Below are 19,732 nucleotides of genomic sequence, written 5' to 3'. Positions count from 1 at the left end.
CAGGGCGCCCCTCGGGACGGGCGCGGCGGTCGGGCACGGCTTCCGACGGGACGGGAACCGCGCCGCCGGCCGCCGGCCGCCGAGCCCTCCGTCCCCACCCGTAGCCCCGGCGTTCACCTCGGGTTCGCCGGGGCGCCGCCCGCGCGTGGCAGCCTCCGTGGCCGGGGCGTACACGGGTGGGAGCAAGAGGGCGGGGACGTTCATGGAAAGTGGACCGGCGATCTTCGCGGGAATGGTGTTCGCCCTGTTCGGGGGCGCGCTGCTGGTGTGGACCGCGGTCCGGGTACGGAACCGTGAACCCGTGGCCCACGATGTGAGCCCCGTCGCATCGGCGACCCTCGCGACCCTGGCCGCGGTCGCCGCGCTGGCCGTCGGCGCATGGAGCTTCGGCCGCCTCTGAAGCCGCCCGCGGCACCCCTTCCCGGACCGGTCACGGAGACGCCGCCGAGGCGCCCTTCGCGAATCCGGCCGGGCCGGCGCCCGGACCGGCGTTCGAAGCGGGTGGACGTGACCGCGCGGTAAAGGGGAAGGCGCGTTCCGGTCGTACGGAAAAGGGCCCGTCGGTACTCCGGGCGGCAGGAATGGCGGTAGTCGGGTTACCGTTCGAGTGGCCGTTGCGGGCTTTTCCCGTTTGACACGGGGGCGGGATGTACCGTCACACTCCGCAGCGTCACCCCTGACCCGACCCCGGGAGCAAGGCCTGGGGAGGCCCCAGCGTCGATCCGGAGAGAAGAGCGAAGTTGTCCCCGACCAGCGAGACCGCGAAGGGCGGCCGCCGACTCGTGATCGTCGAGTCGCCTGCCAAGGCGAAGACGATCAAGGGTTACCTCGGCCCCGGCTACATCGTCGAGGCCAGCGTCGGGCACATCCGTGACCTTCCCAACGGTGCCGCGGAGGTGCCGGAGCAGTACACGGGCGAGGTGCGCCGCCTCGGCGTGGACGTCGAACACGACTTCCAGCCGATCTATGTCGTCAACGCCGACAAGCGGGCGCAGGTCAAGAAGCTCAAGGACCTGCTGAAGGAGTCCGACGAGCTCTTCCTCGCCACCGATGAGGACCGGGAGGGCGAGGCGATCGCCTGGCACCTCCAGGAGGTCCTCAAGCCCAAGATCCCCGTCAAGCGGATGGTCTTCCACGAGATCACCAAGGACGCGATCCGGGCCGCCGTCGCCAACCCGCGCCAGCTCAACCAGAAGCTCGTCGACGCCCAGGAGACCCGCCGCATCCTCGACCGCCTCTACGGCTACGAGGTCTCGCCGGTCCTGTGGAAGAAGGTCATGCCGCGTCTGTCGGCCGGCCGCGTCCAGTCCGTCGCCACCCGGCTCGTGGTGGAGCGGGAACGCGAGCGCATCGCGTTTCGTTCTGCTGAGTACTGGGACCTGACGGGCACCTTCTCTACCGGCCGAGCCGGTGACTCCTCGGACCCGTCGTCGCTGGTCGCGCGCCTCCAGGCCGTCGACGGCAAGCGGGTCGCGCAGGGCCGTGACTTCGACTCGCTGGGACAACTCAAGAGCGCGAACATCCTCCACCTCGACGAGGCGAACGCCCGCGCCCTGGCCGCGGCCCTGGACGACACGCGGTTCGCCGTCCGCTCCGTCGAGTCGAAGCCCTACCGCCGCTCGCCGTACGCCCCGTTCCGTACGACGACGCTTCAGCAGGAGGCCAGCCGCAAGCTCGGCTTCGGCGCCAAGGCCACCATGCAGGTGGCGCAGAAGCTGTACGAGAACGGCTACATCACGTACATGCGTACGGACTCCACGACGCTGAGCGAAACGGCGATCACCGCCGCCCGCGCCCAGGTCACACAGCTGTACGGCGCCGACTACCTGCCCCCCCAGCCCCGCACGTACGCCGGCAAGGTCAAGAACGCGCAGGAGGCGCACGAGGCGATCCGCCCGTCGGGTGATCGTTTCCGCACCCCTGCCGAGACGGGTCTGACCGGCGACCAGTTCAGGCTCTACGAGCTGATCTGGAAGCGGACCGTCGCCTCCCAGATGAAGGACGCCACCGGCAACAGCGTCACGGTGAAGATCGGTGGCACTGCCTCCGACGGCCGGGACGTCGAGTTCAGCGCCTCCGGCAAGACGATCACCTTCCACGGCTTCCTGAAGGCGTACGTCGAGGGCGCCGACGACCCGAACGCCGAGCTGGACGACCGCGAGCGCCGGCTGCCCCAGGTCGGCGAGGGCGACGCCCTGAGCGCCGAGGAGATCACGGTCGACGGGCACGCCACCAAGCCCCCGGCCCGCTACACCGAGGCCAGCCTGGTCAAGGAGCTCGAGGAGCGCGAGATCGGCCGCCCGTCGACGTACGCGTCGATCATCGGCACGATCCTGGACCGCGGCTACGTCTTCAAGAAGGGCACGGCACTCGTGCCGTCCTTCCTGTCCTTCGCCGTGGTCAACCTCCTGGAGAAGCACTTCGGCCGGCTGGTCGACTACGACTTCACCGCCAGGATGGAGGACGACCTCGACCGCATCGCCCGCGGTGAGGCGCAGGCCGTGCCGTGGCTGAAGCGGTTCTACTTCGGCGAGGGCACGGCCGCGGGTGTCGCCGCGGACGCGGGCAACGGCGACGGGGACCACCTCGGCGGCCTCAAGGAGCTGGTGACCGACCTGGGCGCGATCGACGCGCGCGAGGTGTCGTCGTTCCCGGTCGGCAACGACATCGTGCTCAGGGTCGGCCGCTACGGCCCCTACATCGAGCGCGGCGAGAAGGACTCCGAGGGCCACCAGCGCGCCGACGTGCCCGAGGACCTGGCCCCCGACGAGCTGAGCATCGAGCTCGCGGAGGAACTGCTCGCCAAGCCGAGCGGCGACTTCGAGCTCGGCGCCGACCCGGGGACGGGCCATCAGATCATCGCCAGGGACGGCCGCTACGGCCCCTACGTGACCGAGGTACTCCCCGAGGGCACCCCGAAGACCGGCAAGAACGCCGTGAAGCCGCGTACGGCCTCACTGTTCAAGTCGATGTCGCTGGACACGGTGACGCTGGCGGACGCCCTCAAGCTGATGTCCCTGCCGCGGGTCGTCGGCGCCGACGCCGAGGGCGTGGAGATCACCGCGCAGAACGGCCGCTACGGTCCGTACCTGAAGAAGGGCACGGACTCGCGGTCGCTCCAGACCGAGGACCAGCTCTTCACGATCACCCTCGAAGAGGCGCTGGAGATCTACTCCCAGCCCAAGCAGCGTGGCCGGGCCGCCGCCAAGCCGCCGCTGAAGGAGCTGGGCGCGGACCCCGTCAGCGGAAAGCCGGTCGTCGTCAAGGACGGTCGCTTCGGGCCGTACGTCACCGACGGGGAGACCAACGCGACCCTGCGCTCCGGCGACAGCGTCGAGGAGATCACCCCGGAACGCGGCTTCGAGCTGCTCGCCGAGAAGCGCGCCAAGGCGCCGGCGAAGAAGACGGCCAAGAAGGCGCCCGCGAAGAAGGCGACGGCGAAGAAGGCGGCACCGGCGAAGAAGACAGCCGCCAAGAAGACCGCCGCCACCGCGAAGAAGACGACCACGGCGAAGAAGACCGTCACGAAGAAGACGGCTGCTTCCCCGTCGCCCACGTCCGAGGGCTGATCGAACGACTGACCGCGACGCCGTTCCCCCGCGACGGTTCGCGAAACCAACGCCCCGGCATCACTTTGGTGTCGGGGCGGTCGTACGTGTGGACGGGGTCCCCAGCGTGTCGGTCGCGGCCGATAGGCTGAAAGCATGACGCGAGCCGAGCAGCCAACGGCCCACCACCCGGCACCGGACGACGCCCTGGTGGCGGACTCCCGCGAGCGCGCTGTGCGCGCCCTGTTGCGTGAGCCGCAGCTCAAACGGCTCTGGAGCGCACAGCTGGTGAGCGGTGTGGGAGACACCCTCGCCCTGCTGGTGTGCGTCCTCCTCGTCCTCCAAGCGGCCATCGTGGAGGGCTCCTTCGGGGGCGGCTACCGTGGCGTGGCGTTCGCAGTGGCGACCGTCTTCGCCGTGCGGATTCTGGCCACCCTGCTGTTCGGCGCCGTCCTGCTGGGCCCGCTGACGTCGCTGACCTCGCCCGACGGCCCGCTCGACCGCCGCTGGACCATGGCCGGCGCGGACGGGGTGCGCGCCGCGCTGCTGATCGTCGCGCCGCTGTGGATCGACTGGACGCCGGACGACGCGCCGGCCCTGCTGCTCGTCACGGTGTTCGTGACCGGGGTGGCCGAACGGTTCTGGACGGTCGCCCGCGAGAGCGCGTCCCCGGCCCTGCTGCCCACGCCTCCCCTGGAGGGCGCGACGGTACGGCCGTTGCCGGACCACATGGACGCCCTGCGCCGGCTCTCCCTGCGGACGGGCTTCGCGACGATCCCCCTCGGCGCGGCCACCTTGGTCGTCGCGGCGTTGGTCAACAATCTTCTGGGCGCCGGGATCGACTGGTTCGGGCAGCACCAGGCGGCCCTCGCCTCCTACGTCGCCGGGGGACTCTTCGCCGGATCCCTGTCCATCGTGACCTTCCTGGAGCTGCCCGGCGTGCGCACCCCGCGCGCGCGGTCGCCGCTCGAGGGGCTGCGCCGGCCCAGGACCGCCACCGGCGTCGACGCGGGCCGCACCGGCGTGATCCCGCTGCTGGTCCTCGCCTGCGCCACCGTCGCGGGGGCGGTCTCCGCCGCCGTCGCCGTGTCCGTGCTGCACACCAAGGACCTGGGCGGCGGTCCGGTCCTGTACGGGCTGCTCGTGCTCGCGCTGACCGGCGGGGTCGTCGTCGGCATCCGTACGGCGCCGAAGGTGCTCGTGTCGCTGTCCCGGCGCCGCCTGCTCGCGCTGGCCATCGCCTTCACCGGCGTGGCGCTGCTGGCCGCGGGCCTGGTCCCGGACGTCACCAGTGTGCTGCTGATCCTGGCTCTGGCCGGCGTCGGCGCGGGCGTCGCCGCCAACACCGGGCACGCCCTGCTCGACCAGGAGACCGAGGAGCACCGCCGGGCGCGGACCACGGAGCACCTGCACGCCGTCGTACGGGTCGTGGTGGCGCTGGGCGCGGTGATCGCCCCGCTGGTGGCGGCGCTCATCGGGCCGCACCGGCTGGAGAACGGCAAGTTCGTGTTCGCGCACGGCGGTGCCGCGTTCACGCTGATGCTGGTCGGTGCGCTGCTGCTGCCGGTGGCCGCACTGGTGCTGGCCAAGGTCGACGACCGCTCCGGCGTACCCCTGCGGCAGGACCTGCGGGACGCGCTGCTCGGAGGCGACGACCCGGCGCCCGCACCCGCCGGGAACGGCTTCTTCATCGCCCTCGAGGGCGGCGACGGCGCCGGCAAGTCCACGCAGGCCGAAGCCCTCGCGGAGTGGATAAGGGCCAAGGGCCACGAGGTCGTCCTCACACGTGAGCCGGGGGCCACACCCGTCGGCAAGCGGCTGCGTTCGATCCTGCTGGACGTCTCCAGCGCCGGGCTCTCGCACCGGGCGGAGGCGCTGCTGTACGCGGCGGACCGCGCGGAGCACGTCGACACGGTCGTCCGGCCCGCCCTGGAACGCGGCGCGGTGGTGATCACCGACCGCTACATCGACTCGTCCGTCGCCTACCAGGGCGCGGGCCGTGACCTGTCCCCGACCGAGATCGCACGGATCTCGCGCTGGGCGACGAACGGCCTGGTCCCGCATCTGACGGTCCTGCTGGACGTGTCACCGGAGGCCGCCCGCGAGCGCTTCACGGAGGCGCCGGACCGGCTGGAGTCGGAGCCGGCCGAGTTCCACGCGCGGGTGCGGTCCGGTTTCCTGACGCTGGCCGCGGCCGACCCGGGCCGTTATCTGGTGGTCGACGCGGCCCAGGAGCCGGAGGCCGTCACGACCGTCGTCCGGCACCGGCTGGACCAGCTGCTGCCCCTGTCCGAGGCCGAGATCAAGGCCCAGGAGGAGGCACGCAGGAAGGCCGAGGAGGAGGCCCGCCGCAAGGCCGAGGAGGAGGCCGCCCGCAAGGCCGAGGAGGAGCGCCTGGAACGCGAGCGCCAGGAGCAGCTCGCCAAGCTGCGCGCCGAGGAGGAGGAGCGCAAGCGGCGCGAGCTCGAGGAGGCGCAGCGACGCGAGGCCGAACGGCAGGCCGAGGAGGCCCGGCTGCGCGCCGAGGAGGGACGCAGGCGTGCCGAGGAGGAGCGGGTCCGTCTTCTCGCGGAGGAGAAGGCCCGCGCGGAGGAGGAGGCCCGCCGCAAGGCGGATGAGGAGCGGCGCCGCAAGCAGGCCGAGGAGGAGGCGCGGCTGCGCGCCGAGGCCGAGAGCCGGCGCCTGGAGAAGCAGCGCAAGGCCGAGGAGGCGCTGCTGCGGGCCGAGGAGGCCCGGCGCGCGGCGGAGCAGGCCGCGGCGGCGGCACAGGTCGGACCGAAGCCGACGCGCCCCACTGCTCCTGCGGCCCCGCCGGAAGCGGTGACCGTGCCGACGCCGGTGGTGACTCCGACGAACGCGTCGGGCGGACCGGTGGACGAGACGGCGGTGCTGCCGCCGGTCCCGACGGACAAGGAGCCGACGCGGCCCGCGCGGCCGTCCGCCGAGGCGTCCGGACCCGGGAGGCCTTCGAGCGCCGCGGGCGGAGCCGACGCCGAGGTGACGGCCGAGCTGCCGCAGCCCTCGATTCCGCCGGGCGCCACGGACGAGACGGCGGTACTGCCTCCGGTCCGCGCAGGCAGCCCCGAGGACGAGACGGCCGTGCTGCCTCCGGTGCGGGGGCAGAGCCCCTCGGACCGGGTGCCGCCGGGTTACTTCCGCGACGAGCGCGGCGAGCGGGACGGAGCCGGGCCGGACGGCGCCGACGACCGCACGCGGGAACTGCCGCAGGTCGACGAGGAGGGCGCTCCCCGGCAGCGGCCCCGGCCGGACTGGGCCGAGGAGACCCCGCTGGACGGTCTGCCGACGCTGGCGGACGAACTGCTGGGACCGCGCCGGGACGAGGACGGCAACGACGAGGGCCGGGGACGGGGCCGTCGCCGCTGAGCGTCGGCACGCGCCCCGCCACCGAGCGGCCCCGCCCCGCCGAGGAACGTCCGCCGGGTCCTCGGCGGAGCCGGCCTCACCGTGACTCGATTGTCAGTGGCTCCCCGCACAATGGAAGCCGCAACGCGAAACGTGACGAAAGGGCGGCGTGACGCATGACCGTGTGGGACGACCTCGTCGGGCAGGAGAAGGTGAGTGGGCAGCTGGCCGCTGCCGCTCGGGACGCCGACGCGCTCGTCACCGCGGCCACCTCCGCCGCGCCGCCGCCCGAGGCGTCGAAGATGACGCACGCCTGGCTGTTCACCGGCCCGCCCGGCGCCGGTCGCAGCCAGGTGGCGAGGGCCTTCGCCGCCGCGCTCCAGTGCGTGAGTCCGGACCGGGCGCTGGGCGGCGTCCCGGGCTGCGGCTTCTGCGACGGCTGTCATACGGCGCTCATCGGCACGCACGCCGATGTCACCACCGTCGCCGCCGTCGGTTCGCAGATCCTCGCCGAGGACATGCGTGACACGGTCCGCAAGTCGTACACGTCGCCCGCCACGGGCCGCTGGCAGGTCATCCTCGTCGAGGACGCGGAGCGGCTGAACGAGAAGTCCGCGAACGCCGTCCTGAAGGCCGTCGAGGAGCCCGCTCCGCGGACGGTCTGGATGCTCTGCGCGCCCTCCCTGGAGGATGTGTTGCCCACCATCCGGTCGCGGTGCCGGCACCTGAATCTGCGTACTCCCTCCGTCGACGCGGTCGCCGACATGCTCGTCCGGCGCGAAGGCATCGAGCCGGCCGTGGCCGTGGCCGCGGCCCGGGCCACGCAGGGGCACGTCGACCGGGCCCGCCGACTGGCCACCGACCCCGCAGCCCGCGAACGCCGTGCGTCCGTACTGAAGCTGCCCCTGCGCGTCGACGACGTCGGCGGTTGTCTCAGAGCGGCCCAGGAACTGGTCGACGCGGCCAGCGAGGACGCCAAGCAGCTCGCGGAGGAGATGGACGGCAAGGAGACCGACGAGCTGAAGGCGGCGCTGGGCGCGGCGCAGGGCGGCCGGATGCCGCGCGGCACGGCCGGCGTGATGAAGGACCTGGAGGACAAGCAGAAGCGCCGCAGGACGCGTACGCAGCGGGACAGCCTCGACCTCGCGCTCACCGACCTGACCGCCTTCTACCGGGACGTGCTCGCCCTCCAGCTCGGCTCCCGCATCGCGATCGCCAACGCGGACGCCGAGGACGCGCTGGAGCGGCTCGCCCGCGGCAGCAGCCCGGAGTCCACCCTCCGCCGTATCGACGCCATCGCCGGGTGCAGAGAGGCCCTCGACCGCAACGTGGCTCCGCTGCTGGCGGTGGAGGCGATGACGATGGCGCTGAGAGCGGGCTGACCCGGCCCTCGGCTGTCGGCCGCTCCGTCAAGCAGGCCGCCGCCCCGCCCAGCGGGCGGTGCGAGGCCGATCCTGCGTCGTCGGTGTCACTCTCGTCGGTGTCACTCGTCCGTGTCCCTTCGCGTACGTAAGGCATGCGGACCGTCGCTCAGAGTTACGCTCGCTGGATGCACATCAGGCGCTCTCTCCGCAGGTCCCGCACCGGCGTCACCGTTCTCTCGCTGGCGGCGCTGCTCGTCTCGGGCTGTTCCGCCGCGAAGACGACGAGCTCCCCAGGTTCCACGGCAGTGGCGGCGCTCGTCGCGCTCCCGCAGGCCACGCCGTCGGCGCTCGCGCCGTACTACGGGCAGAAGCTGAGCTGGCGCGGCTGCGGTGTGCCCGGCTTCCAGTGCGCCACCCTGAAGGCGCCGCTCGACTACGCCGAGCCGGGGGCGGGCGACGTCCGGCTCGCGGTCGTCCGGAAGAAGGCCACGGGCCCGGGCAAGCGGCTCGGCTCGCTGCTGGTGAACCCGGGCGGACCGGGCGGCTCGGCGGTCGGTTACGTCCAGCAGTACGCGGGCATCGGTTACCCCGCCGAGGTGCGCGCCCACTACGACATGGTCGCCGTCGACCCGCGAGGCGTGGCCCGCAGCGAGCCCGTGGAGTGCCTCGACGGGCGCCAGATGGACAGGTACACGCAGACGGACACCACCCCCGACGACCAGCGGGAGAAGGACCAACTCGTCACCGCCTACAAGGGGTTCGCGGAGGGCTGTGGCGCGCACTCGCCGAAGTTGCTGCGGCACGTCTCCACCGTGGAGGCGGCCCGCGACATGGACATCCTGCGCGCGGTTCTGGGCGACCGGAAACTGACGTACGTAGGGGCGTCGTACGGGACGTTCCTCGGGGCGACCTACGCGGGACTGTTCCCCGACCGGGTGGGCCGGCTCGTCCTGGACGGCGCGATGGACCCGTCGCTGCCCGCCCGCCGACTGAACCTGGACCAGACGGCCGGGTTCGAGACGGCGTTCCAGTCGTTCGCGAAGGACTGCGCCCAGCGGTCCGACTGCCCGCTCGGCAGGAAGGGCACGGCTCCCGCCAAGGTCGGCGAGAACCTCAAGGCATTCTTCCGCCGACTCGACGCGCGGCCGATTCCCACCGGGGACCCGGACGGCCGCAGGCTCGGTGAGTCCCTCGCCACCACCGGCGTGATCGCGGCGATGTACGACGAGAGCACCTGGGACCAGTTGCGCGAGGCGCTGACCTCGGCGATCAAGGGCAAGGACGGCGCGGGCCTGCTCGCCCTGTCCGACAGCTACTACGAGCGGGACGCCGACGGCCGCTACGCCAACCTGATGGCGGCCAACGCGGCGGTGAACTGCCTCGACCTGCCCACGGCCTTCTCCACGCCCGACCAGGTGGAAAAGGCCGTCCCGTCCTTCGAGAAGGCCTCCCCGGTCTTCGGCGAGGGCCTGGCCTGGGCCTCCTTGAACTGCGCGTACTGGCCGGTGATGCCCACGGGTCAGCCGCACCGCATCGAGGCGAAGGGCGCCGCCCCGATCGTCGTCGTCGGCACCACCCGCGACCCGGCGACCCCGTACCGCTGGGCCCGGTCCCTCGCCCGGCAGCTCTCCTCGGCGCGACTCCTCACCTACGACGGCGACGGCCACACCGCCTACGGCCGCGGAAGCGCCTGCATCGACTCCGCGATCGACACCTACCTGCTCCACGGAACCCCGCCGACGAAGGGCAAGAGCTGCCGGTAGCCGCCGGTCCAGGCCCCGGAATCACTGCTTCCGGGGCCTGTTCGGAGCACCCCCGGAAACTGTGTAGACTTACCGACGTTGCTGATCGCACCATGGTGTGGACAGCGCGCCGCCTTAGCTCAGATGGCCAGAGCAACGCACTCGTAATGCGTAGGTCTCGGGTTCGAATCCCGAAGGCGGCTCTGCCGAAGCCTCAGGACTCACTCGCCGTGACCTGGGGCTTTTGCTTTTTTCGGGGCCGGTTAGGGCGTGGCGAGGTGTACGGCTGGGACGTCGTGAAGGGGCTTGCGTGAGCGATGCGTGAGCGGAACGGTGCCGCGGCCTACTGGTCGGGCTTCCGGCGTTCACCCTTCTTCTTGCTCTTGGCCCGGCCTTTCGCCTTGACCTTCGCCTTCTTGGCGGCCGCGGCCCTGCGAGCGGCCTGTTCCGCCTCGGTCCTGCGTTGAAGTGGGACCAGCTTGGCGGTCGCCTCGGCGGCGTTCTTGCCGACGTGGGGGAGGACACTCTGGTAGATGTCCCGCGTAATGCGGGTGTCGCTGTGCCCGAGAGTGTCCGACACGATCTTGATGTCGATGTCAGCGGCGAGCATGAGCGTGGCCGCGCCGTGCCGGAGGTCGTGCAGCCGGATCGGCGGGAGCTCGGACGCTGCGACGAGCCGCTCGAAGAGGTCGGTGACCTTGCCGGGGTGTAGCCAGGAGCCGTCTTCCTGGGTGAAGACGAGGCCGGTCTCGATCCAGGCAGAGCCCCACTCCGCGCGGTCCGCCTCCTGCTGCTTCCGGTGCCGCTCCAGTACGTCGACGGTGTCGTCGTCGAGGGCGACGACTCGGAAGCCGCTGTCGGTCTTCGGCTCCGACGCCTCGACCTCCCAGCCGTCCTGGACGAGTTGTCCGGTGACCGTGAGGGAGTGCCGGTCGAGGTTGGTTCTCCGACCACGGCTGGCCGCATGCCTCACCGCGACGCAGGCCCCCGGAAGGCGATCAGATGCCACATGGCGTACAGCCGATCCTCGGCAACGAAGTCGAGGAAGGCGCCGGTCTGTTCCGGCGTCCAGACCATGACGGGGGAGAGCTTCTCGCCGGTCTGCTGCCACCGGGCGACCCGCTTCCCTGGGCCGAGGGCGGCCCGACCACCACCGAGAACGGGCAGGCCCTGTGCGAGGTCTGCAACCTGAAGAAGGGGCAGCAGATGCAGTGGGCGGACAACTTCGTCCCCCGCCCGTTCCAGCGGGAAGTCAGCACAGTTGTCCTCCGGAGCCTCGGTTCCTCCGTCCTCGCTGTAGACCTTGGTCGCGGTGATGGTGTGCTCGGCGAAAGTACCGTTCGTCGCCCGGGAGTTACGGGTGAGTGAGAAGTCGCTCTACCAGTGGCGCCGTGCCTGGGCCTCGGGTGGGCGGAAAGCCCTGCGTTCCCATGGGCCCCCGGGGCTACGACTGCCGACTCGGCCCCGACCTGCAGGCCAAGCTTGCCGTCTGGCTGGACGAGGGGCCGGCCGCGCACGGCTGGAGGGACGGCCAGGTGTGGACCGCCGCAAGGGTGTGCACGCTGATCGGGCGGAAGTTCCACCTCTCCTAGAGCGTCTCCGGGGTGACCCGGCTGCTGCACCGGATGGGCTTCAGCGTGCAGATGCCCGCCCGGCCCGCCGCCGAACGGGACGAGGACGCGGTCACCGCATGGCGGGAGGTGACCTGGCAGGAGGTAAAACCCTTAGGGCGGCGACCGGCGCGTTCGTCTGCTTCGAGGACGAAGCGGGCGTGACCGGCCGGCCGCCCAAGGGCCGCACCTGGGGCCGACGCGGCATCACCCCGCCGGTCCGCGTTTCAGGCCGTGGCCGTGGCCGTGGGCGCCTGTCGGTGGCCGGGCTGCTGTGCTACCGGCCCGGACTTCCCGCCCGCCTGTGCTACCGGCTACGTCGGCATACCGGCCGCAAGGGCGAGCGCCGCTCGCTCGGCGAGAGCGACTACTACATCCACCAAGACGATGAAGACGCTCGTGGCCATGGCCGGCCGGGACTGGCTGACGGTGGTCCTGCTGCCCGGGTATGTGCCCGAGCTCAACCCGGTCGAGGGCCTGTGGGCGCATATCAAGCGGAGCCCGGCCAACCTGGCCGCCCGCGCCCTCAGCGAGCTGGAGACTCGTCTCCGCAGGCGGCTCAAGGCTCTGCAGTACCGGCACAGCAACCTCGGCGGATTTCTCGCCGGGACGGGCCTCACTCTCGACAGACCGAACTGACCCTAAAACGCCGAAGTCAGTAAGCGCTGTACGACCGTGTTCGGCGCTTCCCGCGCACGAAGTCGTCCTCGTGGCCCGATGACCGGTTCTTCCTGGCAATATGTGCTACACCTCCGCGACAGCGTCTCCCCGCGCAGAGACGCGGACCATGGAAGGTGACGAGAAAAGGGCTGAGCCTGCCAAGTGCCGGAACAGCGACTGGTAGCAGAACCACGTACGTCTCCACCAGGAACAGCCTCCGGCTACCGGCGCGAGCCAGATCTCCGGCTCGGGCCGGTACGTGTCACGACCGTGGAGCAGGCTCTGCCTCTGCGTCGGGGCGCCGTGACGAGTCGCGTCGGCGCGCCACCAGAGTGGTACCGGTGACCACCAGGCCGATCGCCACGACCTTCGCGGCCTGGTAGATCAGTGAAGGGCTAGAGCTGGACCGGCCCAGGAACCCCCACAGGAGCAGACCGAGTCCAGAGAGCATCAAGAGGAAGCCGCCGACCGGGCCCGCCCAGCTCCCAGGAGACGCCGCTAACTCGTGCTCCGTGCCAGGTTTTTCATGTTCATCAGCTGTCATGGCTCGCACATTAACAAGTTTCCGGTCCGCGGTCGTTTGGGGCGCGGGCCAGGGCGAGTAGGCGACGTACCCAGGACGCGCAGGCTGTGCACGAGGGACCTCGGCGGCCTGTCGTGCCCGCCACCTCATGGACCGGTGCGGGCGATCTGGTTAGGGGCGAGGCTTGGTGTTGTGTGAATGCCGAATTCGTGCCTCAGCGCGGAACGGGCGGCCAGGTAACCGGACATTCCGTGCACGCCAGGTCCTGGCGGTGTGGATGCGGAGCACAGGTACACGCCGCGGAGCGGCGTGCGGTACGGATCCACACGGAGGGCTGGGCCGAGCACGCTCTGCTTCAGGGTCACAGCACCGCCGTTGATGTCCCCGCCGATGTAGTTGGGGTTGTAGGTCTCGTAGTCGCGGGCGCTGATACCGCGGCTGGCAATGACGGTGTCTCCGAAGCCGGGCGCGTAGTGCTCGATACGTGCCTGCACCATGGGCACGGGGTCCTGGGAGCTCCCGTTCGGTACGTGGGCGTAGGCCCACACCGGCCGCTTTCCGGCTCGAGCCCGAGTGGGGTCGGCCACGGCAGGGTCGACGACCAGGACGAAGGGCTCTGGTACGGCGGCACCTGCGGCGGTGAGGCGTTCTTGGTGACGTATCTGCGCCTGCGTCCCACCGAGGTGTACGGTGCCTGCCAGACCTACGTCAGGATCCTTCCAAGGGATGGGAGCGTTGACGAGGAAGTCCACCTTGGCGGCTCCCGGGCCGTGGCGGAAGCGGGAGAGGTGGCGAGCGTAACGGGCAGGGAGCAACTCGCCGGCGGCTTGCAGAAGACCTTTCGGGGCGGTGTCGAACAGCACCACCTTCGTTCCCTGTAGTTGCCTCAGATCATCGATCTTGCATCCGGTGTGGAACGTGCCGCCGTGCGCCGCGATATCTGCGGCCAAGACCTCGGCGATGCGGGTGCTGCCGCCTTCTGGAAGGGGCCAGCCGCTACCGTGGGCAAGGTGCCCCAGCAGGAGTGCGATCGCGCCCGAGGCAAGACTTGGCAGTCGTCCCACGGCGTGGGCGGCGACACCGGTCAGCAGGGCCTTGCCGGCTTCGGTTGTCAGAGTGCGCCTTCCCAACTGAGTGCCGAGCGTGAGAGTCCGCGTAGCGAACCTGACTGCCACGAGCAGGTCCTGCGGAATGGCGCGGTGGGGGGAAAGGGCGAGGTCGACCACGTCGCGGCTGCGCTCCAACAGTGGAGTCATCAAGCGCCGCCAGGGTTCGCCGTCTGCCCCCAGCTGAGCACAGGTTGTCTCCAGGTCGCGGTAAGCCAGGGCAGCCGCGCCGTCGGGTAGTGGGTGGGCGTAGCTGATCTCGGGCAGACATAAGCGCACTCCACGCGAGGCCAGATCGAACTCCCGGAAGAACCGCGACGCGGCTGCCATGGGGTGAACGGCCGCGCATACGTCGTGCGTGATGTCAGCGTCGAACAGTGACGTGCTGCGCAGACCCCCGCCGATCTCGTGGTGGCCTTCGAAGAGTTCCACTTGCAATCCGGCGCGGGCCATGACGACTGCAGCCGCCAGCCCGTTCGGACCCGTCCCCACGATCGCGACGTCCGCCTTCATCACCGGCTGTTCCCTTTCGTTGGCAAGTGCCGCCTCCAGGGTCGACCGACGCGGGGCCCCGACGGCTCGCCCAATAGGCGACATAAGCAAACATGAAACGCCACAGCTCAGCAAGATGCGGTGTCGAACACCTTCGTTCGTTTTGTCTTGGTCGCCCGGAAACTGTCGGTTGGTGAATCACAGAGACCTCATAAATATCACTTGTTTCGCGATCATGGGCACGCTAAGTTGGCTGTCAGGAGCGAACGCGACCAAAGGCTCTGACTTTCTAGATGTTGGGCTTTGTTTGCTCCGAACGGTTGCTATGCAGCTGACTCCAGCCCTGGACGCGGGGGACATCCCCGGTGATAAGTGGCGCTCTCATCCAGAGGCGCCGACGGGATCCGGGAACCGTGGGGGCTGTGGGCAATGACCGATAACGAAATGGGGAACAATGCAGAAGCGAACTGTCGGTGCCGTCGTCGGTGCCGCTGTCGCGGGTACGTGCCTTGCACTGACCATGCAGGGCTCGGCCCAGGCCACGCCTGTGGCGCCGGTGGCCGATAAGGCGGCCGTCAGCAAGGGTGAGGCCGTTGCGCCCAAGGCTGCCGCAAGCGCGGTCGGCCGGGCGGCCGCCCGGGCGGCCGTGCACGCCAGGGCCGCCGCGCCTTCCGTGGCCCACGCCGTGGGAGCGCTGACGGACAACCTGAGCCTCGGCGGTGTGTTCAGCGCGCCGGCCAACATCTCCGGCGAGGTCTCCGGCGCGACCGCGTTCGATAGGTGACGGCGACTCGTCGCGTCCAGAGGGCGGTACTGCTTGCCGGTGCCGCCCTCCTGGGTGCCCACTTCTCCATTGCGGCCTTCTCCCAGACGCCGCTGAGTCCTGCCAAGGTGCAATTGGCGCCACTCCTGAACGCCTATCTCCAGCCGTACTTCTCGCAGAACTGGATGCTTTTCGCCCCGGATCCGGTGATGGTCGACCAGGGGATCATCGCGCGGGGCCGCTGCAGCGACGGTGAGGTCACGAAGTACTACGACGTGACGGGCCCATCCATCCAGAGGGTCCAGAACGACAGGTTCTTTCCCTCGCGAATGTCCCGGGTGGTCAGCAACGGCATCCAACAGTACAACTCGACCGACGATCTCCTGAGACGCCTCCGCGAGCAGAAAGAAAAGGGGAAGGCGAAGAATTCGGGAAAGAATCCCATTCCGCTGCTGCCGTACGAGAAGCGCACACGCAATCAAGCGGTGAACTACCTCTCAAGGTATGCGATGACTCAGATGGCTCAGGCGTGCACGGACGGTCGTAGTCTCCAAGCGGTGCAGGTCCGGATGTACGTCCGGTCTCTCCCGCCTTGGTCACAGAGGGACAACCCCCACGCACGCGACAAGGTCGACGCCTACGACTTTCCATGGAAGAAAGCTGCTGATCTGCAGTGAAACTATTAGACAAGATCGACACCTGGGCCAGCCGTCCTGTCGCGGTCCTGGGTGTGTCGGGAACCCGTGCATTACTGGGGTTCGTCGGCCTCATGTTCTATGTCAGCCAGTACGGGGACCGGCGCTACCTCTTCGGCCCCGGAAACGACACACTGCTGCCCTACCACCTCTTCCTCGACGAGTTGAAGGACTCGGGAAGTTTTAGTGTCTACGCGTGGAGCAACTCGCCGGTCGCGTTCGAAGTGTTGTTCCACCTTGGACTGATCGCTGCTTTGGCTGTCACGCTGGGTATCGGGGGCCGTCCCGTCCTGGCGGTGCACGCCATATTTCTGTGGTCGCTCTACCAGCGGCAGTCGGCGCTGATGGACGGCGGCGACAACCTCATGCAGCTCGTCGTCCCGATGCTGCTTCTCACGCGCTGCTATGATCATTTCTCCTTGCGCTCTCCTCTGGGGCAACGGGTGATACAGCGAATACCCAAGGCCCTTCGAGCTGCCGGTGTCCCACTGCACAACCTGGGCGTCACCGCGATCGCGGTGCAGATGTGCCTGGTCTACATGGTCAGCGGGCTTTACAAAGTGCAGGGGCAAGCGTGGCAGGACGGAACCGCGCTCTTCTACATCATGCGGGTACCAGAATTCGAACTCCCCGGCATTTCGGAGTTCGTGTACAACAACGACCTGTTGGTGTACCTCGGCACCTACGCAACTGTCATCTTTCTCGTCTACTTTCCCGTGGGAGTCCTGGTGCGGGCCCTGCGCCCATGGGCGGCCGCCGCATCCATCGGTTTCCACATCTCCATCGGCTTCTTCATGGGGCTCACCGGATTCGCATTGACGATGATCGCGTGTGACCTCGTCTTCCTGTCGCCGGAACTGTCCCGCGCACTGCACGCAGCGCGAAAGCTGAGCGCACGCCGCAAGAAGAAAGCAGCGGCGGACGGGACTGGAAGCAGTGCGGCACATAACCGCGAACCGGTAGCGGCCGCTTCCGCCGACTGAAAGGCTCTCCGTGCGACGCCCTCCCACCTGCGTCATCGGCAGTCACCTCGATGCTCCTCGTGTGACCGGCGGGCATGATCCCGACGCGTACGTCGAGCTGGGCTCGTTCACCAAGGTCCTGACCGGAACCGTGCTTGCCGTGCTTGCCGAGAAGCGCGTTGTTTCCCTCGATGACCCGGTCGAACGGTGGCTGAGCGCGCCAGCAGGTACCGGTGTCACCCTTCGACACCTCGCCGACCACACCTCCGGCCTTCCGCGGCTGCCTCCTGACACGGGCCTGTTCAACCCGTACAGGGACTTCACGCAGACTCAGCTCGAACAGTTCGTGGGTCGTCTCGACAGCTTGGTCACCGCAAGCCCGGGCGAGCGCGAGGAGTATTCCAACTTCGGGTACGCCGTGCTTGGCGCTGTACTCATGTCGGCTGCCGGCCAGGACTACGAGGAACTGGTCGGCGATCACGTGCTCGTGCCTCTCGGCTTGCCCGCGGGGGCGGTGACCGCCAGACCACCCACGGACCAGCGTCTGCTGGCGTCGAGCTGGTTCGGCCGCCCCGTGAAGCCATGGGACTTGACCGGAGCCATCCTGCCCGCGGGTGGCATGTGGGCCAGCACGCGTACAGCCGCCCGCCTGCTCACCGGACTGCTCGTCGACAAGACCCTCGGTGAGCCAGCGCTCACCTGGCGCCGGGTCGGGGATTTGCCGCTGACCTACCACAACGGTGCCACCCGAAAATCCAGGGTCTTCGCTGGAGCGTTGCCCGACGGCCGCTGGGTGGTCGTTCACCGCCTCTCCGGATCCATCAAGGACACGGATGCAGCGGGAGTAGGCGAACTTCGCGCATTTGCCCAGGAAAGCGGATGAAGCAGCGGCTTCCACGGTGCAGCAACCGAACGGCTGTGGTGCGCGGGTCAGTCTGCGTGAGCGATGCGTGAGCGGATGGCGCGGCACAAGCCATCCCGGGCCGGATGCGGCAACGTGCCGCGCGGCGCTGATCTGTGGAAACAGCACCGCGCGGCACGAGTCGGCACCACCCACCCCGATCGCGGCAGTCCTCGTAATGCGTAGCTTTGCCCGGATGCGGCGACGACGCTGAGCGCGGGCCGCCCGGCGGCCGTCGCCCGTCACTCCTCGGCAGTCATGCCCCACGGGAGGGTTTCTCCCGAACGCAGGTGCTCTCGCAGCCACAGCTCGGTGTTGCTGACGTGCACCAGCGCGGCGGCCTGACTGAGGGAGGCGTCGCGGACGGACAGGGCCCGGAAGATCGCCTCGTGCTCGGCGAGGGTGCGGCCCGAAGCCTGGGTGTCGACCAGGCCGCGCCAGATGCGGGCGCGCAGAGTACGGCCGGAGATGCTCTCCAGGAGCGTGAGCAGAGACTCGTTGCCCGTGGCCGAGATGACGGCGTGGTGGAACGCGGCGTCGTGAGCGTTGAGCCGCTTGACGTCGTCACGAGCTTCACGCATGGCTTGCAGGTGCCGCTCGACCTCGGCCAGCTGCTCGTCGGAGATCCGGGTGGCGGCCAGCGCGGTGGCGACCGGTTCCAGGAGCCGCCGTACCTCCATGAGATCCTGTAGAGCGGTCGAGTCGCCCTGGAGGAGTTCCACCGCGCCGCCGAGCCCCTCCAGGAGCAGGCTCGGCTGGAGGCTGGTCACGTAGGTGCCGTCGCCGCGCCGGACCTCCAGGACCCGGGCGACGGCCAACGACTTCACGGCCTCCCGGGCGAGGTTGCGGGAGAGGCCGAGCTGGGCGGCCAGCTCCGGCTCCGGCGGGAGCTTCGAGCCCGGCGGTAGCGCTCCGCTGCGGATCAGCTCCCGGATCTGCGCTATGGCCTTGTCCGTCAGGGACACCGCGCACTCCTTCCGGGCCCGTTCGCTGCGGGCACGTCCGACCTGATGAGTCCTTGCACGCGGAGATCATCCCAGAGACCTTCGGGGATGCGCTGACGGTTGAGTTCCGCGTTCCTTGCGACGTGTTCCGCAGTGCGCATACCGAGGGTGACGTTGACGGTGCTGGGGTGGGTGTGCGGGAACGCGATGGCGGCGGCGGGCAACGTCGTTCCGTGCGCCGCGCAGACCTTGGCGATGGCCCGGGCGCGGGCGACGAGAGCCTGCGGGGCGTCATGATAATCGTACTTCATGCCCTCGGCGGGCCGGTCGCGGGAGAGCAGGCCAGAGTTGAACACGCCGACGGCCACCACGCTCTTGCCGAGTTCCTCGGCGGTGGGCAGGACGTCGTCCAGTGCGGACTGGTCGAGGAGGGTGTAGCGGCCGGCGAGCATGACCACGTCCGCGGCGGTCTCGCGCAGGAAGCGGGCGAGCATGGCGGACTGGTTCATGCCGGCGCCGATCGCGCCGATCACTTTCTGGTCGCGCAGCTCCGCCAGGGCGGGCATGGCCTCCCCGGCCGCCTGCCGCCAGTGCTCGTCGGGATCGTGCAGGTAGACGATGTCGAGGCGGTCCAGTCCTGTGCGTTTCAGCGTGTCCTCGATGGAGCGGAGCACGCCGTCGCGGCTGAAGTCCCACTGGCGGCGCAGGTCGTCGCGTACGGCGAAGCCCTCGGTGTCGACGCCGCGCGGTTCCTCGTTGGGCACGAGCAGTCTGCCCACCTTGGAGGAGATGACGTACGCGTCGCGCGGCCGGCTTCGCAGGGCGGCGCCCAGGCGCCGTTCGGAGAGGCCGAGGCCGTAGTGCGGTGCCGTGTCGAAGTACCGGATGCCCGCCTCCCAGGCAGCCTCGATTGCGGCCTGCGCATCGTCTGCCGGGGTGACTCTGTAGAGGTTGCCGATGACGGAGGCGCCGAAGCCGAGCTCGGTGACCTCGACGGGGGTGCTCCCGATGTTCCGGCGCCCCATGTTCCGATGTGTCAACTGGTCTCCTCGAGAAGCG

The 19,732-nt window shown here is 69.7% G+C and carries 13 protein-coding genes, 1 tRNA gene and 3 pseudogenes; 13 read left to right on the top strand and 4 right to left on the bottom strand.

What is annotated here, in order from left to right; all coding sequences use genetic code 11:
- Positions 1-202: 202 nt before the first annotated feature.
- The 6 genes from OHS71_RS18900 to OHS71_RS18875 all read left to right on the top strand — a co-directional run bounded on the left by OHS71_RS18900 (position 203) and on the right by OHS71_RS18875 (position 10,220).
- Positions 203-400, top strand: coding sequence for a hypothetical protein (locus OHS71_RS18900; protein ID WP_328480545.1), 198 nt, complete (start codon positions 203-205; stop codon positions 398-400).
- A gap of 340 nt (positions 401-740) precedes the next feature.
- Positions 741-3,569, top strand: coding sequence for a type I DNA topoisomerase (gene topA / locus OHS71_RS18895; RefSeq protein WP_328480544.1), 2,829 nt, complete (start codon positions 741-743; stop codon positions 3,567-3,569).
- A gap of 135 nt (positions 3,570-3,704) precedes the next feature.
- Positions 3,705-6,932, top strand: coding sequence for a dTMP kinase (gene tmk / locus OHS71_RS18890; RefSeq protein WP_328480543.1), 3,228 nt, complete (start codon positions 3,705-3,707; stop codon positions 6,930-6,932).
- 155 nt (positions 6,933-7,087) lie between these two features.
- Complete coding sequence (locus OHS71_RS18885; RefSeq protein ID WP_328480542.1) at positions 7,088-8,293, top strand: DNA polymerase III subunit delta'; 1,206 nt, start codon at positions 7,088-7,090, stop codon at positions 8,291-8,293.
- Positions 8,294-8,460: 167 nt separating this feature from the next.
- A complete protein-coding gene (locus OHS71_RS18880; protein ID WP_328480541.1) occupies positions 8,461-10,038 on the top strand; it encodes an alpha/beta hydrolase in 1,578 nt (525 codons plus the stop codon).
- A gap of 108 nt (positions 10,039-10,146) precedes the next feature.
- Positions 10,147-10,220, top strand: a tRNA-Thr gene (locus tag OHS71_RS18875).
- Between the two features lie 140 nt (positions 10,221-10,360).
- Here the strand turns inward: OHS71_RS18875 and OHS71_RS18870 are convergent.
- Positions 10,361-11,142, bottom strand: a pseudogene (locus OHS71_RS18870) (site-specific integrase); the annotation flags it as partial.
- Here OHS71_RS18870 and OHS71_RS18865 point away from each other — a divergent pair.
- The 3 genes and pseudogenes from OHS71_RS18865 to OHS71_RS18850 form a co-directional block, all read left to right on the top strand.
- A complete protein-coding gene (locus OHS71_RS18865; RefSeq protein WP_328484564.1) occupies positions 11,041-11,385 on the top strand; it encodes an HNH endonuclease in 345 nt (114 codons plus the stop codon). The pseudogene OHS71_RS18870 and the gene OHS71_RS18865 sit on opposite strands and share 102 nt — an antisense overlap.
- A pseudogene (locus OHS71_RS41345) lies at positions 11,348-11,998 on the top strand (winged helix-turn-helix domain-containing protein); the annotation flags it as partial. The gene OHS71_RS18865 and the pseudogene OHS71_RS41345, both read left to right, overlap by 38 nt.
- 7 nt (positions 11,999-12,005) lie before the next feature.
- Positions 12,006-12,266 (top strand): annotated as a pseudogene (locus OHS71_RS18850) (transposase); the annotation flags it as partial.
- 690 nt (positions 12,267-12,956) lie between these two features.
- Here the strand turns inward: OHS71_RS18850 and OHS71_RS18845 are convergent.
- Positions 12,957-14,429, bottom strand: a complete 1,473-nt coding sequence (locus tag OHS71_RS18845) for a phytoene desaturase family protein (RefSeq protein WP_328484562.1) — start codon at positions 14,427-14,429, stop codon at positions 12,957-12,959.
- A 433-nt stretch (positions 14,430-14,862) separates the two neighbouring features.
- Between OHS71_RS18845 and OHS71_RS18840 the strand changes: the two genes are divergently transcribed.
- From OHS71_RS18840 to OHS71_RS18825, 4 genes are all read left to right on the top strand, one after another.
- A complete protein-coding gene (locus OHS71_RS18840; protein ID WP_328480538.1) occupies positions 14,863-15,192 on the top strand; it encodes a hypothetical protein in 330 nt (109 codons plus the stop codon).
- A complete protein-coding gene (locus OHS71_RS18835; protein ID WP_328480537.1) occupies positions 15,189-15,848 on the top strand; it encodes a DUF5819 family protein in 660 nt (219 codons plus the stop codon). Before OHS71_RS18840 ends, OHS71_RS18835 begins: the two co-directional genes overlap by 4 nt.
- Complete coding sequence (locus OHS71_RS18830) at positions 15,845-16,849, top strand: HTTM domain-containing protein (RefSeq protein WP_328480536.1); 1,005 nt, start codon at positions 15,845-15,847, stop codon at positions 16,847-16,849. The genes OHS71_RS18835 and OHS71_RS18830 overlap by 4 nt, the downstream gene beginning before the upstream one ends.
- A gap of 61 nt (positions 16,850-16,910) precedes the next feature.
- Positions 16,911-17,711 carry a serine hydrolase domain-containing protein gene (locus OHS71_RS18825; RefSeq protein ID WP_328480535.1) on the top strand — a complete coding sequence of 267 codons (801 nt, stop codon included), beginning with the start codon at positions 16,911-16,913 and terminating at the stop codon, positions 17,709-17,711.
- A gap of 260 nt (positions 17,712-17,971) precedes the next feature.
- Here the strand turns inward: OHS71_RS18825 and OHS71_RS18820 are convergent, their stop codons facing one another.
- Both OHS71_RS18820 and OHS71_RS18815 read right to left on the bottom strand, forming a co-directional pair.
- Positions 17,972-18,694, bottom strand: coding sequence for a FadR/GntR family transcriptional regulator (locus OHS71_RS18820; RefSeq protein ID WP_328480534.1), 723 nt, complete (start codon positions 18,692-18,694; stop codon positions 17,972-17,974).
- Positions 18,685-19,698, bottom strand: coding sequence for an aldo/keto reductase (locus tag OHS71_RS18815; protein ID WP_328480533.1), 1,014 nt, complete (start codon positions 19,696-19,698; stop codon positions 18,685-18,687). The genes OHS71_RS18820 and OHS71_RS18815 overlap by 10 nt, the downstream gene beginning before the upstream one ends.
- Positions 19,699-19,732 lie beyond the last annotated feature (34 nt).

Source organism: Streptomyces sp. NBC_00377, assembly GCF_036075115.1.
GTDB lineage: Bacteria > Actinomycetota > Actinomycetes > Streptomycetales > Streptomycetaceae > Streptomyces.
Note: the sequence above shows the minus strand (reverse complement) of the source record. Positions and strands in the feature narration are given on the sequence as shown.

What these genes read in the sequence shown, in the direction of transcription:
- OHS71_RS18900 (WP_328480545.1), top strand. Translation starts at nt 203, where the DNA reads ATGGAAAGTGGACCGGCGATCTTCGCGGGAATGGTGTTCGCCCTGTTC.
- tmk (WP_328480543.1), top strand. Translation starts at nt 3,705, where the DNA reads ATGACGCGAGCCGAGCAGCCAACGGCCCACCACCCGGCACCGGACGAC.
- OHS71_RS18885 (WP_328480542.1), top strand. Translation starts at nt 7,088, where the DNA reads ATGACCGTGTGGGACGACCTCGTCGGGCAGGAGAAGGTGAGTGGGCAG.
- OHS71_RS18880 (WP_328480541.1), top strand. Translation starts at nt 8,461, where the DNA reads ATGCACATCAGGCGCTCTCTCCGCAGGTCCCGCACCGGCGTCACCGTT.
- OHS71_RS18845 (WP_328484562.1), bottom strand. Translation starts at nt 14,429, where the DNA reads ATGAAGGCGGACGTCGCGATCGTGGGGACGGGTCCGAACGGGCTGGCG.
- OHS71_RS18840 (WP_328480538.1), top strand. Translation starts at nt 14,863, where the DNA reads ATGCAGAAGCGAACTGTCGGTGCCGTCGTCGGTGCCGCTGTCGCGGGT.
- OHS71_RS18815 (WP_328480533.1), bottom strand. Translation starts at nt 19,698, where the DNA reads ATGGGGCGCCGGAACATCGGGAGCACCCCCGTCGAGGTCACCGAGCTC.